We start from the raw sequence: 11,651 nt of genomic DNA, 5'->3' as shown, positions 1-11,651 counted from the left end.
ACCTATTCGGCAACCGCTTCCACTTCCTTGGGGTGCGGCCGCGTCTCGGCTAGCTGCCAGAAGATCAACGTCGACGACAAGGTGATGCCGCCCACGCACAGGAAGGTGGCATGCAAGGCGGCGGTAGCGCCATGCGTATCGCCCAGATGGGTATTGAATGCCGCCAACAGACTGCCCGCTGCCGCAGCGCCGAAACCGGTGGCCAGCATCATCACCATCGACAGCAGACTGTTGCCGGGGCTGGCCTGGTCGCGGTCCAGGTCGCGCAGGGTCACGGTGTTCATGACCGTAAACTGCAGTGAGTTCACCGCGCCGAAGCAGGCCAGTTGCACCAGGCGCAGCCACAGCGGCTGGCCGATATCGATGAGCGCAAAGCTGGCCATGGCCACGCCGACCAGCACGGTGTTGAGCATCAGCACGCGCCGATAGCCGAAGCGTCCCACCAGCTTGACCGCCGCGCGTTTGGCGGCCATGCCGGCCAGTGCCACCGGCACCATCATCAGCCCGGCATTCATCGGGCTCATGCCCAGGCCCACCTGCAACAGCAACGGAATCAAGAACGGCATCGAGCCGCTGCCCACGCGTGCGAACAGGTTGCCCAGAATGCCGATGCGGTAGCTCGCTACCTTGAACAGCGCCAGCGGAAACAGCGCGTTGGGGGTGTTGCCCGCATGCAGCCAGTAGCCGGCCAGTGCAGCCAGTCCGCCGATGGCCAGCAACATAACGAACGCATGGCGCAGGCCGAGTTCCGAGATGCCATCCAGCGCCAGCGACAAGGCCACCATGCCGAACGCCAGCATCAGGTAGCCGACCAGGTCGAAGCGCTTGCGTGCATCGCCATAGTGGTCGGGCATGATCTTCAGCGCGGCAATAAATCCGAGTACCCCGATCGGCAGGTTGATCAGGAACACCCAGTGCCACGAGGCGACTTCGACCAGCCAGCCGCCCAGGGTCGGGCCGATCAGCGGGCCGATCAAGGCAGGAATCGCGATGAAGCTCATCGCGCGCAGGAAGTCTGCGCGCGCCACCGTCTTGAGCACCGCCAGACGCCCGACCGGCAGCAGCATCGCGCCGCCGATGCCTTGCACCACGCGTGCGGCCACCAACTGCGGCAGGTGCTGCGCGGCTGCGCACAGCAGCGAGCCCAAGGTGAACACGATGATCGCGGCGAGGAAGGTGCGCCGCGTACCGAAGCGGTCCGCGATCCAGCCCGAGGCGGGGATGAACATCGCCACCGCCAGCGCATAACTGAAGACCACCGACTGCATCTGCAGCGGGCTTTCGCGCAGGCTGCGCGCCATCGACGGCAACGCCGTGTTGACGATGGTCGCATCCAGCATCTGCATGAAGATTGCCAGCGACACCAGCCACAGCAGCGGCTTGATGCTGGCGTAGGCGCGCAAGGCGGGGACGGGCTGAGACATGGGGGCTTGGCCGGGGGAACGCTGCATTATCGCTTCCCTGCTGTGCACGGCGCGGAACGCTGTGTGCGACGCCCTGCATGCGTGTGTTGCCGGCGAGCGCTGTGATGAAGCCAGGCCCGCCGCGCGCGCTCAACGAGGTCGCGTTATCGCACTGGCTGGTTGGGCGCAGGTGTGAAGCGCGCGACGCGCTTCATGGCCCAGCGCCTCCAGCACCGGTAATCCGGGAGGCGAAGTGAATCTGCAGATCCGGCGGATCGATTCAGTGGCGCAGGACAGGACGCAGCAATGCCAAGGTGCGCACAGGCACAGGCACAGGCGCGAGCACAGGCCGGGTCTGTGTAACCCGGCTCGCTCGACGCGGCGGCTTAGCGCTTGCTCAGGCTCTGCACCGCGTCCACCAACACGCCCACATGCTCTGGATTCATATCCGGCGACATGCCATGGCCGAGGTTGAAGACGTGGCCTTCGCGTGAGCCGCCGTTGCCTTGCGCGTAGCTGTCCAGGGTCTTGGCAACTTCGCTCCGGATCGCTTCGGGCGAGCCGTACAGGGTGGCCGGGTCGAGATTGCCCTGCAGGGCAACGCGGCCGCCCGCCCGTTGGGCGGCGTCAGCCAGCGAGATGGTCCAGTCCACGCCCACGGCTTCGGCGCCGCTGGCGGCCAGATCCGCCACGTAGGCGCCATTGCCCTTGCCGAACAGCACCAGCGGGGTGCGCTCGGCCCCGGTGCCGCGTTCCAGTTCACGCGCGATGCGGGTGAGGTAGGGCAGCGAGAATTCGCGGTACATCGCCGGCGAGAGCACACCGCCCCAGGTATCGAACACCTGCAGCGCCTGTGCGCCTGCAGCGCGTTGTGCCGCCAAGTAGGCGATCACCGCGTCGGTGACGGTGCCGAGCAGGTGATGCAGCAGCTCTGGCGCATTGAAGGCCATGGCCTTGATGCGCGCGTATTCCTTGCTGCCGCCGCCTTCGATCATGTAGCAGGCCAGCGTCCACGGGCTGCCGGAGAAGCCGATCAAGGGCACGGAACCATCCAGTTCGCGGCGAATCACCCGCACCGCATCCATCACGTAGCGCAGCTCGGTCTCCATGTCCGGCACGCCCAGGCGGTGGATTGCCGCGGCATCGCGCACCGGGTGGCGGAACTTGGGGCCTTCGCCTTCGACGAAATACAGCTCCAGGCCCATCGCATCGGGAATGGTCAGGATGTCGGAGAACAGGATGGCCGCATCCAGCGGAAAGCGCTGCAGCGGCTGCAGGGTCACTTCGCAGGCGATGTCCGGATTCTTGGCCATGCCGAGGAAGCTGCCGGCGCGTGCGCGGGTGGCGCGGTATTCCGGCAAATAGCGGCCGGCCTGGCGCATCAACCACACAGGGGTGCGGTCCACGGGCTGACGGTTGAGCGCGCGCAGCAGGCGATCGTTCTTGAGCATGGGAAAGTGTGTCCTCAGCGCGGCGCGTCGTCGGCGCCGCCGGTGATGAGTTGGAAACCGCGTTTGAGTTGGGTGTCGCGCGCCTTGTCGAAGGCGCGGTCCGCTTCATCCTGTTGCAGGTACTGGTCGCGTCGCAGCTGCGTGCGTCCGCCGATCTCGCCGGTTTCGCGCAGCAGTTCCCAGCCACCGAACAGATCCGGTTGCAGGGTCAGCTGGACGTAGCGGAGCGGCGCGTTACCGCCGGGATCGTGTTGTAGAAGGATGCGCATGCGGCCGATTGTAGCCGGGCGCTGCTGAAGGCTGAGAGCAGTCGCGCGTCCGGGGGTTCTGGTTGCGATAAGGCGCTTGGTTGGGCGTCCGCGCTTGCCGGAGCGCTCCCGAGCGAGGTTCAGACCGCCGGTGCAGACGGGGGCAGGCAGTGCGTAGGAGCGCACCTGGGCGCGATAGGGATTATCGGCAAGGCCCCATCGCGCCCGGGGGGGCGCTCCTACAAATAGTGAGCGTCGTGGCGATCGACGGCAGCTGGTTGCGGGCGTCCGGCGTTCCGTGCCTTCGGCCGGCTGGCCTTATCCCGCCAGGATCTCCAGTACTGCGGCCTCTTCCACGTCCGGAACGACCTCGGCCTTGCCGATGCCGCGCCACAACACCAGGCGCAGGCGGCCGGCGATGTTTTTCTTGTCCAGGCGCATGCGCGCGAGCAGGGCCTGGGGGGACAGGCCCTGCGGGATCTCGGTGGGCAGATCGAAGTCGTGCAGCAGCGCGCGCAAGGCTTCGGTGTCCTGTGGATCGCTCATGCCCAGCGCGGCCGACAGGCGCGCCGCCAGCACCATGCCCACCGCGATGGCCTCGCCATGGTTGAGGTTGTCGTTGCCGGGCGCACCGTAGCCTTGCTCGGTTTCGATCGCGTGACCGAAGGTGTGGCCCAGATTGAGCAGCGCGCGCTCGCCTTTTTCCAGCGGGTCGCGCGCCACGATCTCGGCCTTGTGCTCGCAACTGCGGGCAATGGCCTGCGCCAATGCCGCCGGGTCGCTGTCCAGCAGTGCGTGACGCTCGGCATGCAGCCACTGGAAGAACAGCGGGTCTCGGATGGCGCCGTACTTGATCACCTCGGCCAGGCCGGCGCGCAGTTCGCGTGCGGGCAGGGTGCGCAAGGTGTCGAGGTCGGCGATCACCGCGCGCGGCGGATGGAAGGCGCCGACCAGGTTCTTGCCCTGCGGGATGTCCACCGCGGTCTTGCCGCCGACCGACGAATCCACCATCGCCAGCAGGCTGGTAGGAAGCTGCACGCAGTCCACGCCGCGCATCCAGCACGCCGCCGCAAAGCCGGCCAGGTCGCCGACCACGCCGCCGCCCAGCGCGAACACGCAGGCGTCGCGGGTGGCACCGAGTTCGGCCAGTGCGGTGATCGCAGAGCCAAAGGTCTCCAAGGTTTTGGAGGCTTCGCCGGCGGCAATGACCAATTCGCCGACCTGCAGGTCCGGCCGCGCGTTCAACAAGGCGGCGCGTACGCCGGCCGCGTAATGCGGAGCCACCTGCGAGTCGCTGAGCAGCAGCGCGTGGCGGCCGCGCACGTGGCTGGCCAGGCGCGCACCGTCGGCCAGCAGGCCCGGGGCGATGGTGATGGTGTAAGGCTGCGCGCCGTCGACATCGACGCTGCGCGAGGAACGGGGAAGTGTCATGCGGGGGCACTCGACATGCGCCATTGCGCGGCCAGGCGCAGCACCAGCTGCGCGGTGGCCTCGGCGGGGGAAAGATGATCGGTTTCCAGGCTGAGATCGGCGACCTGGCGGTAGAGCGGCGTGCGGTGCGCGGCCATCGCGTGCAGCACCTGCTCGCGGTCGGCGCGTTGCAGCAGCGGGCGATTGCGGTCGCGCGCCAGCCGCGTCAGCTGCGCCGGCACGCTGACATGCAGGTACACCACGAACCCACGCGCGCAGATGCGCTCGCGGTTACGCGGATCCAGCACCGCACCGCCGCCGGTGGAGATCAGTTTGTTGTCCTGTTCCAGCAGCGCCTGCAGGGTCTCGGTCTCGTGCTGTCGAAACCTGGCTTCGCCATGCTGCTCGAAGATGGCCGGGATGCTGCTGCCCACCTGTTCGACGATGGCCTGGTCCACATCGACGAATTCCAGCCCGAAGCGCTCGGCCAGGCGGCGGCCGATGCAGCTTTTTCCGGCGCCCATCGGGCCGACCATCACGAGATTGGGTGCGGGGTTCATGCGCAGGGATCCTAGCATTCACGCCATCGGGCCGGGCCGATGGCACGGTGTACTGGCTGTCTACAGCCACACCAACTCCGCGCCGTTTCGGCAATTCGATCGCGGTGCATAGGCGAAGCGCGGGCGATGCGCCCACAATAGGCGTCCATCTGGCTGCCACGCACCGTCATGACCGATCTGTACGCAGAAGCCCTTGCCACCTTCGCCGCGCTGTATGCCGAGGCGCAGAACAGCGCCGAACCCGAAGCCAGCGCGATGACCGTGGCCACCGCCAACGTGGATGGCCGGCCGAGCGCGCGTACCGTGTTGCTCAAGGCCTTCGATGCGCGCGGGTTCGTGTTCTACACCCATCTGGACAGCGCAAAGGGCCGCGACCTGCAGACCCACCCGCAGGCGGCGCTGCTGTTCCTGTGGCGCAGCCTGCGCGAAGCCGGCATCCAGGTGCGCATCGAAGGCGGCGTGCAGCTGGTGAGCGCGGACGAATCCGATGCCTACTTCGCCTCGCGCCCGCGTATGAGCCAGATCGGCGCATGGGCCTCGCGGCAGTCGCAGACGCTGGGTTCGCGCGAAGAGTTCGATGCGGCCATTGCCAAGGTCGAAGCGACGTTCGAAGGGCGCCAGGTGCCGCGCCCGGATGGCTGGGGCGGATTCCGGGTGGTGCCGCAGGCGTTCGAGTTCTGGTACGGCGCCAAGTTCCGCCTGCACGAGCGCTGGCGCTACGAGGCCGACGCGGCCAGCCATTGGAGCAAGCGGATGCTGTATCCGTGAGGCAGCTGGCCGGCGTGGGCGACAAGCCAGCTGAACGGGCGGTTTGCGCGCCTGCCGCGCGCCTGACCAGCTGACTTTCGGCCCTTTCTGCCGGTCATGGGCAGTCTGTAGTATGTCCGGTCGCTGCAGGACGTTCGCTGCATCACCACCACGGCATGACCAAAGGACAGGACATCGTATGACGCAGTATACCACCGTCGAATTGCACGGCCTGCTGGCCGAGCGCTACCGTGGCCAGCCAATCCAGGTCGAACTGATCGACGGCCTGGAGCCGGCCATCAATCTCACCCTGGCCGACCACGGCGACATGCAGATCCAGGTTGCCGCTTCCGGCTCGCAGGTTTTCGTGTCCACGCTGCTGGCCCATGCCGAGCACGTCAACGACCGTGCCGCATTCAACGACGCCTGCCTGCGCCTGAATCCGCTCAACCCCTTGTCCAACCTGGGCCTGGTCCAGGTCGACGGCAAGGACCGTTACGTGGTGTTTGGCGAACTGTCGGCCTCCTCGACGCTCGACCAGATCGACGAAGAAATCCAGACCCTGGCGGCCAATACGTTGGATGCCGCCGAATCTCTCAAGCCGTTCTTTTCCTAAAGGCGTGTTGTCATGAGTATCTTTTCCAAGCTGATCACGCTGCTGCGTGGTACCGCACACGAAACCGGCCAGAAGGCCGTCGACGCCAATGCGCTGCGCATCCTGGACCAGGAAATGCGCGATGCCGGCGCCCAGCTCACGCGCTCGCGCGAAGAGCTCACCAAGCTGATGGCGCAGAGCAAGCTGGCCCAGCAGAAGATCGACGCACGCGCCGGCAAGATGGCCGAATACACGCGCTACATCGAAGGCGCGCTGGCCAAGAACGACGAAGCGCTGGCACACGACGTGGCGGTCAAGCTGGCCGCGCTGGAAAGCGAGGATGCCGGCGACAAGGCCTCCAAGGCTGCGCTGGACCAGTCGGTGGTGACGCTCAAGGCCACCATCCAGAAGACCGAGAACCAGCTGCGTGGCATGCGCCAGCAGATCGATACGGTCAAGGCCACCGACGCGGTGCAGAAGGCGCAGGCCGCCATCGCCGCGCGTCATTCCGGTGCCAGCAGCAAGATGGGCTCGGCGCTGGAATCGCTGGAGCGCATCAAGGCGCGCCAGGCCGAAACCTCCGCGCGCATCGAATCGGCCGAAGAACTCGAAGCGTCCAGCGGCGATGGCGATCTCAATCGGCGCCTGGCTGCCGCTGGCCTGATGGAAGGCGAATCCAACGCCGCTGCGGTGCTGGCACGCTTCAAGAAGCCAGCTGCGCAGCTGGGTCACGAGAATGCCGGCGGCAGCGCGCCGCTGATTGGCCAGGTACGCGACGTGCAGCAGGTTCCGCGCAGCGACAGCTGATCCATCGCACGGCACAGGATGCGCCATGATCATCGTTGGACGGCTGTTGCAGGTATTGCGGCGCCACGTGCGCCGCGTCAGCTGGGGCACAGTGGCGCTGGCACTGCTGGCGCACATGGGGCTGAGCTGGTTGCTGCTGCTGTGGGCTGGCGAGCACAAGCTCGTCGGCCTGGACGCATTTCCGTACTACTACATGACCACGGCCACCACCATCGGCTACGGCGACCTGTCGCCGGGTTCGGTGGCCGGGCGCTATATCGCCGCGTTCGTGTTGATGCCGGGTGCGGTGGCGTTGTTCGCCACGGTGCTGGCCAAGACCAGCGGCGTGCTCATCACTTTCTGGAGGCGCCACCACATGGGCAAGATGGCCTATGCAGACCTGCGCGGGCACACCATTCTGATCGGCTGGCAGGGCGCGGCCTCCACGCGCCTGCTGGAATTGCTGCTGTCCGACACCGCCACCGATGACGAAGGCGTGGTGCTGATCGCCGAGGGCGTGGCGGAAAATCCGATGCCCGACCACATGCGCTTCATTGCTGCCGAGTCGTACACGCATACCGAGGTGTACCTGCGTGCCGGCATTGCCGGCGCGGCGCGGGTGATCGTCAACCCGCCCTCCGACGACCAGACCCTGGCGGCGGTGTTCGCGTTGATGGCGAATGCGCCGGCCGCGCATATCGTGGCGCACTTCGATTCGGCCAGCGCGGCGCGCTTGGTCAACTGCCATTACCCCGCCATCGAGTGCACGCGTCCGATGACGGCCGAGATCCTGGCACGTGCGGCGCAGGATCCGGGCAGCGCGGCGATCACCGCCGAGCTGCTGTCGGTCGACGATGGCCCCACCCAATTCAGTCTTGCAGTACCTGCGAATGTGCAACCGCTGGAATACAGCCGGCTTGCGGCCGATTTCGGTGAGCGCGGCGCATTGCTGCTGGGCCTGCGTGCGCCCGATGGCGCGTTGCGCTTGAACCCGCCAGCACGCACCGCTGTCGCCGCCGGTGCCATGCTGTATTACCTGGCCGAGCAGCGCGTGCCGGCGCACGCCATCGCCTGGCAGGCCATGCGCAGCGAGGCTCCCATTTCCCCATCGCCACAAGGTGTCTGACGATGAGTTTTTTCAGCAAGTTGTTCGGTCAACCGCAACCGCCGCCGCTGCCCGCTTCCGGAAGTGGCGCGATCGGTCACACGCTGCCCCTGGGGCTGCGTGTCGGTGGCCAGGTGGAGATCGACACCACCCTGTACCGCATGGCACCGGAGGCCATGACCGCCGAGTTGCCGGGCGGGCATCAGGGCATTCCCTGCTACGGTCATGTCAATCTGGGCGATGGCTATGCGCTGCACCGGTTCTACCTGGACGACGATGCGTTCCTGCAGGTCACCACCGTGGGCGGCGATCTGGAAGCGATGAAGGCCTTCGTGTATTGCGAGACGGTGAACCCGCCCAGCAAGCAGGCGTTTCAGGAGTTCGTGATGCAGCACCCGCACCTGGGCGCGGCGCAGATCGAGTACGCCGGCAAACAATGGCAGCGCGCCACCCAGTCCACCGATGACGCGTCGCGGATTCCGCCGATCGCCTACGACGAAGTGTTGTACCGCTACCAGCCGCCACGCCGCGATGGCGATCTGACCCATTACGCCATGCTCTACAGCCGCGATGTGCCGGAGCTGCAGCGCGAAGAATTCCTGCTGGTGACCGGCGAAGATTCCGGCCCCAACGAATTCTGCGTCACCTATGCGGTCGGTATCGATGTCACCGTTGCCGACCTGGATATCACCTGAGCGCGCACGCGTCTTCCACCCACCTTGGTCCTGTCATGAATCCGATCAACCTGCAGAGTTTTCTCGCGTTTCTTTCCTATTTCGGTACCGGCCTGGGTGTGTTGGTCGTCTCGGTGGTGCTGGTGACCCTGGTCACTCCGCACAAGGATTTCACCTTGCTGCGGCAAGGCAATGTGGCAGCGGCCACCGCGCTGGCCGGCAACCTGATCGGCGTGGCGCTGCCGCTGCATTCGGCCATTACCCATTCGGTGAGCCTGGTCGACGCGCTGATCTGGGGCCTGGTGGCCTGCGGCATCCAGGTGGTGGCCTATCTGCTGGCCAATCTGGTGGCCGGGCGCATCTCGCGGCAGATCACCGACAACATCACCGCCGCCGGTATTTTTTCGGCCGGCGTGTCGATCGCGGTGGGGCTGATCAATGCCGCCGCGATCACGCCGTAACGGAGCGCAGGCATGAAGCGATCACGCAATCTCAAACTCACCTTGATGGCTGCGCTGCCGGCCGCCTTCGTCACCGGCTGCGGCTCGGAGCCGGAGACCGGCGTGGTGCTGCAGTCGGCTTCGGACTGTTACCAGATCAAGCAGGAACAGTCCGATATCCAGCAATGCCTCAAGGCCTACGACGAGGCGGTGGCCAAGCATCAGCAGGCCGCGCCGCGCTTCACCACGCGCTACGAGTGCGATGAACAGTTCGGCAGCTGTACGGCGATCACCAACCCGCAGGGGCAGCAGAGCTGGATCCCGCCGATGGGCGGGTTTCTGTTGGGGTATGCGCTGGGCAACATAAGCGGCGGCGGGTATCGCTATGGCGGCTCGATTCCGCTGTACCGCGATTACCGCAGTGGCGGTTACTACAAGCCCAACGGCGATCTGGCCAGCAACCGCATCGGCACCGTGCGTGGGCGCAGCGGCGCCATCGACATGCCCACGCGCGCCATCACCGTGTCGCGTTCGGGCTTCGGTTCCAGCGCGGCGGCGCGCAGTTCGTTCGGCAGCGGCGGGCGCAGCTCGGGCTTCGGCGGCTGACATGCAACGCATTCTGATCCCCGAACGCGCGGACTGGCGCGCGCAGGCCGAATCGCTGGGCTTCCACTTCCACACCATCGACGGCGAGCCGTATTGGGACGAAAGCGCCTACTACGCGTTTTCGCTGCGTCAGATCGAAGACGACATCGAAGCGCCGACGCAAGCGTTGCACGACATGGCGATGCAATTGGTGGACGAGGTGGTGAACTCGGAAGCGCTGCTGACCCGGCTGGCCATCCCGCCGTTCTATTGGGACTGGATCGCCAACTCCTGGAAAGAGCGCGACCCGCATCTGTATGGGCGCATGGACCTGGCGTATTCGGGCGATGGCCCGGCCAAGTTGTACGAACTCAATTACGACACGCCGACCTCGCTCTACGAATCGGCGTATTTCCAATGGCTATGGCTGGAACAGCAGATCGCCAGCGGTGCACTGCCCAAGGGCACCGATCAGTACAACCTGATCCAGGACCTGCTGTGCGAAACCCTGGGCGCGTTGGCGGTGGATGGCGCGATCGGCGCGCAGATGCATTTTGCGGCGGTGCGCGATTCGCTGGAAGATCGCGCTACGGTGCGTTACCTGCGCGACTGTGCGCATCAGGTGGGCATCAGCACCGAGGAAGTGGCCATCGAAGATATCGGCCTGAGCGCCGAAGGCTGGTTCACCGACGAACAGGATCGGGTGATCCACACGCTGTTCAAGCTCTATCCGCTGGAATTCATGATGGAAGAGCGCTTCGGACCGGCATTGATTGCCGACCGGGTGCGCCTGATCGAGCCGGCATGGAAATCGGTGTTGAGCAACAAGGGCATCCTGCCGTTGCTGTGGGACCGCCATCAGGGGCACCCAAATCTGCTGCCTGCCCGCTTTGCGCAAGCCGGCGAGGCGCCAACCGTAGGCTGGGTACGCAAGCCGCTGCTCTCGCGCGAGGGCGCCAATATCGCGCTGGTGACGGCGCAAGGCGAGGCCGCGCAGACCGATGGCCCGTACGTGGACGGCCCGGCGATTTTGCAGGCGCATCACCCGCTGCCGGTGTTCGACGGGCGGCATGCGTTGGTGGGCAGCTGGGTCGTCGCCGATCGCCCTGCCGGACTGGGCATGCGCGACGACGATGGCCCGATCACCCGCGACACCTCGCGCTTCGTGCCGCACGTCATCACTGATTGAGGTGTAGGAGGAGTGCATCGCCATTGCGAAGTGGCGGTGCCGCCGATCGGCGTCTGGCGTCCTTTGCGGCGCACCTGCAGACGGGTGTGGGGAGCGATGCCCAGGTGGTGCCGGCGGCGACAGCGGCAGTACGCTGGCCTCGCGGGTCGCGCATGACATATGCGCCAGCGCCGCGCAAGGCCTCAGGCGCATGCAAAGCGACGCATCTTTTCCACACCCCCCGTGGATGGAAGTTGCACAAGGCTGTGGACAAGTGCGCGCAGGCCCCGGCCCGCAATGCTGTCAAGATGGGTGGCGAAAAAATGACCACCCGTTTGCGGAGAACTTTTTTCGTGTGTGGGTCCATGCGATCCCGGCAGGATCGGCAAAGTGGTCGCGCTGGCATCGCCGTGGTACCAGGCCGGCATCGAGCGACGCCTCGACATGTGGTGAACCTGGTGATCACGTCGGTCGTTCCG

13 protein-coding genes are annotated in these 11,651 nt (G+C 66.1%); 8 read left to right on the top strand and 5 right to left on the bottom strand.

Features of this window, described 5'->3' with window-relative positions:
- Positions 1–2: 2 nt before the first annotated feature.
- From mdtD to FLG15_RS15135, 5 genes are all read right to left on the bottom strand, one after another.
- Positions 3–1,424 (bottom strand): multidrug transporter subunit MdtD, encoded by a 1,422-nt coding sequence (gene mdtD, locus FLG15_RS15155; RefSeq protein ID WP_039583691.1) that lies wholly within the window; start codon positions 1,422–1,424, stop codon positions 3–5.
- Positions 1,425–1,789: 365 nt separating this feature from the next.
- Positions 1,790–2,854, bottom strand: coding sequence for a uroporphyrinogen decarboxylase (gene hemE, locus FLG15_RS15150; RefSeq protein WP_017157843.1), 1,065 nt, complete (start codon positions 2,852–2,854; stop codon positions 1,790–1,792).
- Between the two features lie 14 nt (positions 2,855–2,868).
- Positions 2,869–3,123 carry a WGR domain-containing protein gene (locus tag FLG15_RS15145; protein WP_005928169.1) on the bottom strand — a complete coding sequence of 85 codons (255 nt, stop codon included), beginning with the start codon at positions 3,121–3,123 and terminating at the stop codon, positions 2,869–2,871.
- 297 nt (positions 3,124–3,420) lie between these two features.
- The gene (gene aroB, locus FLG15_RS15140; RefSeq protein ID WP_150146683.1) at positions 3,421–4,533 is read right to left on the bottom strand and encodes a 3-dehydroquinate synthase; all 1,113 of its coding nucleotides are present in this window, start codon (positions 4,531–4,533) and stop codon (positions 3,421–3,423) included.
- Positions 4,530–5,072: a shikimate kinase gene (locus FLG15_RS15135; RefSeq protein ID WP_057686964.1), complete on the bottom strand. Its 543-nt coding sequence runs from the start codon at positions 5,070–5,072 to the stop codon at positions 4,530–4,532. The genes aroB and FLG15_RS15135 overlap by 4 nt, the downstream gene beginning before the upstream one ends.
- Positions 5,073–5,240: 168 nt before the next feature.
- Between FLG15_RS15135 and pdxH the strand changes: the two genes are divergently transcribed.
- The 8 genes from pdxH to FLG15_RS15095 all read left to right on the top strand — a co-directional run bounded on the left by pdxH (position 5,241) and on the right by FLG15_RS15095 (position 11,193).
- Positions 5,241–5,840: a pyridoxamine 5'-phosphate oxidase gene (pdxH, locus tag FLG15_RS15130; RefSeq protein ID WP_017157840.1), complete on the top strand. Its 600-nt coding sequence runs from the start codon at positions 5,241–5,243 to the stop codon at positions 5,838–5,840.
- Between the two features lie 178 nt (positions 5,841–6,018).
- Positions 6,019–6,435: a YjfI family protein gene (locus FLG15_RS15125; protein ID WP_007965635.1), complete on the top strand. Its 417-nt coding sequence runs from the start codon at positions 6,019–6,021 to the stop codon at positions 6,433–6,435.
- Between the two features lie 12 nt (positions 6,436–6,447).
- Positions 6,448–7,221, top strand: coding sequence for a PspA/IM30 family protein (locus FLG15_RS15120; RefSeq protein WP_017158982.1), 774 nt, complete (start codon positions 6,448–6,450; stop codon positions 7,219–7,221).
- A gap of 25 nt (positions 7,222–7,246) precedes the next feature.
- The gene (locus FLG15_RS15115) at positions 7,247–8,326 is read left to right on the top strand and encodes a potassium channel family protein (RefSeq protein WP_057678730.1); all 1,080 of its coding nucleotides are present in this window, start codon (positions 7,247–7,249) and stop codon (positions 8,324–8,326) included.
- Positions 8,323–9,000: a YjfK family protein gene (locus FLG15_RS15110; RefSeq protein WP_039572232.1), complete on the top strand. Its 678-nt coding sequence runs from the start codon at positions 8,323–8,325 to the stop codon at positions 8,998–9,000. The genes FLG15_RS15115 and FLG15_RS15110 overlap by 4 nt, the downstream gene beginning before the upstream one ends.
- Before the next feature lie 35 nt (positions 9,001–9,035).
- On the top strand, positions 9,036–9,440 hold the full coding sequence (locus FLG15_RS15105; protein WP_057678732.1) for a DUF350 domain-containing protein: 405 nt from the start codon (positions 9,036–9,038) through the stop codon (positions 9,438–9,440).
- Between the two features lie 12 nt (positions 9,441–9,452).
- Positions 9,453–10,025: a DUF1190 domain-containing protein gene (locus FLG15_RS15100; RefSeq protein WP_057678733.1), complete on the top strand. Its 573-nt coding sequence runs from the start codon at positions 9,453–9,455 to the stop codon at positions 10,023–10,025.
- A gap of 1 nt (position 10,026) precedes the next feature.
- Positions 10,027–11,193, top strand: coding sequence for a glutathionylspermidine synthase family protein (locus tag FLG15_RS15095; RefSeq protein ID WP_057678734.1), 1,167 nt, complete (start codon positions 10,027–10,029; stop codon positions 11,191–11,193).
- Positions 11,194–11,651 lie beyond the last annotated feature (458 nt).

The sequence above is a fragment of the Xanthomonas phaseoli pv. dieffenbachiae genome (assembly GCF_008639345.1).
Taxonomy (GTDB): domain Bacteria; phylum Pseudomonadota; class Gammaproteobacteria; order Xanthomonadales; family Xanthomonadaceae; genus Xanthomonas; species Xanthomonas phaseoli.
Note: the sequence above shows the minus strand (reverse complement) of the source record. Positions and strands in the feature narration are given on the sequence as shown.

Bases quoted from the DNA above. Each gene is read 5' to 3' on its own strand.
- mdtD (WP_039583691.1), bottom strand. From the start codon at position 1,424: ATGTCTCAGCCCGTCCCCGCCTTGCGCGCCTACGCCAGCATCAAGCCG.
- hemE (WP_017157843.1), bottom strand. From the start codon at position 2,854: ATGCTCAAGAACGATCGCCTGCTGCGCGCGCTCAACCGTCAGCCCGTG.
- FLG15_RS15145 (WP_005928169.1), bottom strand. From the start codon at position 3,123: ATGCGCATCCTTCTACAACACGATCCCGGCGGTAACGCGCCGCTCCGC.
- aroB (WP_150146683.1), bottom strand. From the start codon at position 4,533: ATGACACTTCCCCGTTCCTCGCGCAGCGTCGATGTCGACGGCGCGCAG.
- FLG15_RS15135 (WP_057686964.1), bottom strand. From the start codon at position 5,072: ATGAACCCCGCACCCAATCTCGTGATGGTCGGCCCGATGGGCGCCGGA.
- pdxH (WP_017157840.1), top strand. From the start codon at position 5,241: ATGACCGATCTGTACGCAGAAGCCCTTGCCACCTTCGCCGCGCTGTAT.
- FLG15_RS15125 (WP_007965635.1), top strand. From the start codon at position 6,019: ATGACGCAGTATACCACCGTCGAATTGCACGGCCTGCTGGCCGAGCGC.
- FLG15_RS15120 (WP_017158982.1), top strand. From the start codon at position 6,448: ATGAGTATCTTTTCCAAGCTGATCACGCTGCTGCGTGGTACCGCACAC.
- FLG15_RS15115 (WP_057678730.1), top strand. From the start codon at position 7,247: ATGATCATCGTTGGACGGCTGTTGCAGGTATTGCGGCGCCACGTGCGC.
- FLG15_RS15105 (WP_057678732.1), top strand. From the start codon at position 9,036: ATGAATCCGATCAACCTGCAGAGTTTTCTCGCGTTTCTTTCCTATTTC.
- FLG15_RS15100 (WP_057678733.1), top strand. From the start codon at position 9,453: ATGAAGCGATCACGCAATCTCAAACTCACCTTGATGGCTGCGCTGCCG.
- FLG15_RS15095 (WP_057678734.1), top strand. From the start codon at position 10,027: ATGCAACGCATTCTGATCCCCGAACGCGCGGACTGGCGCGCGCAGGCC.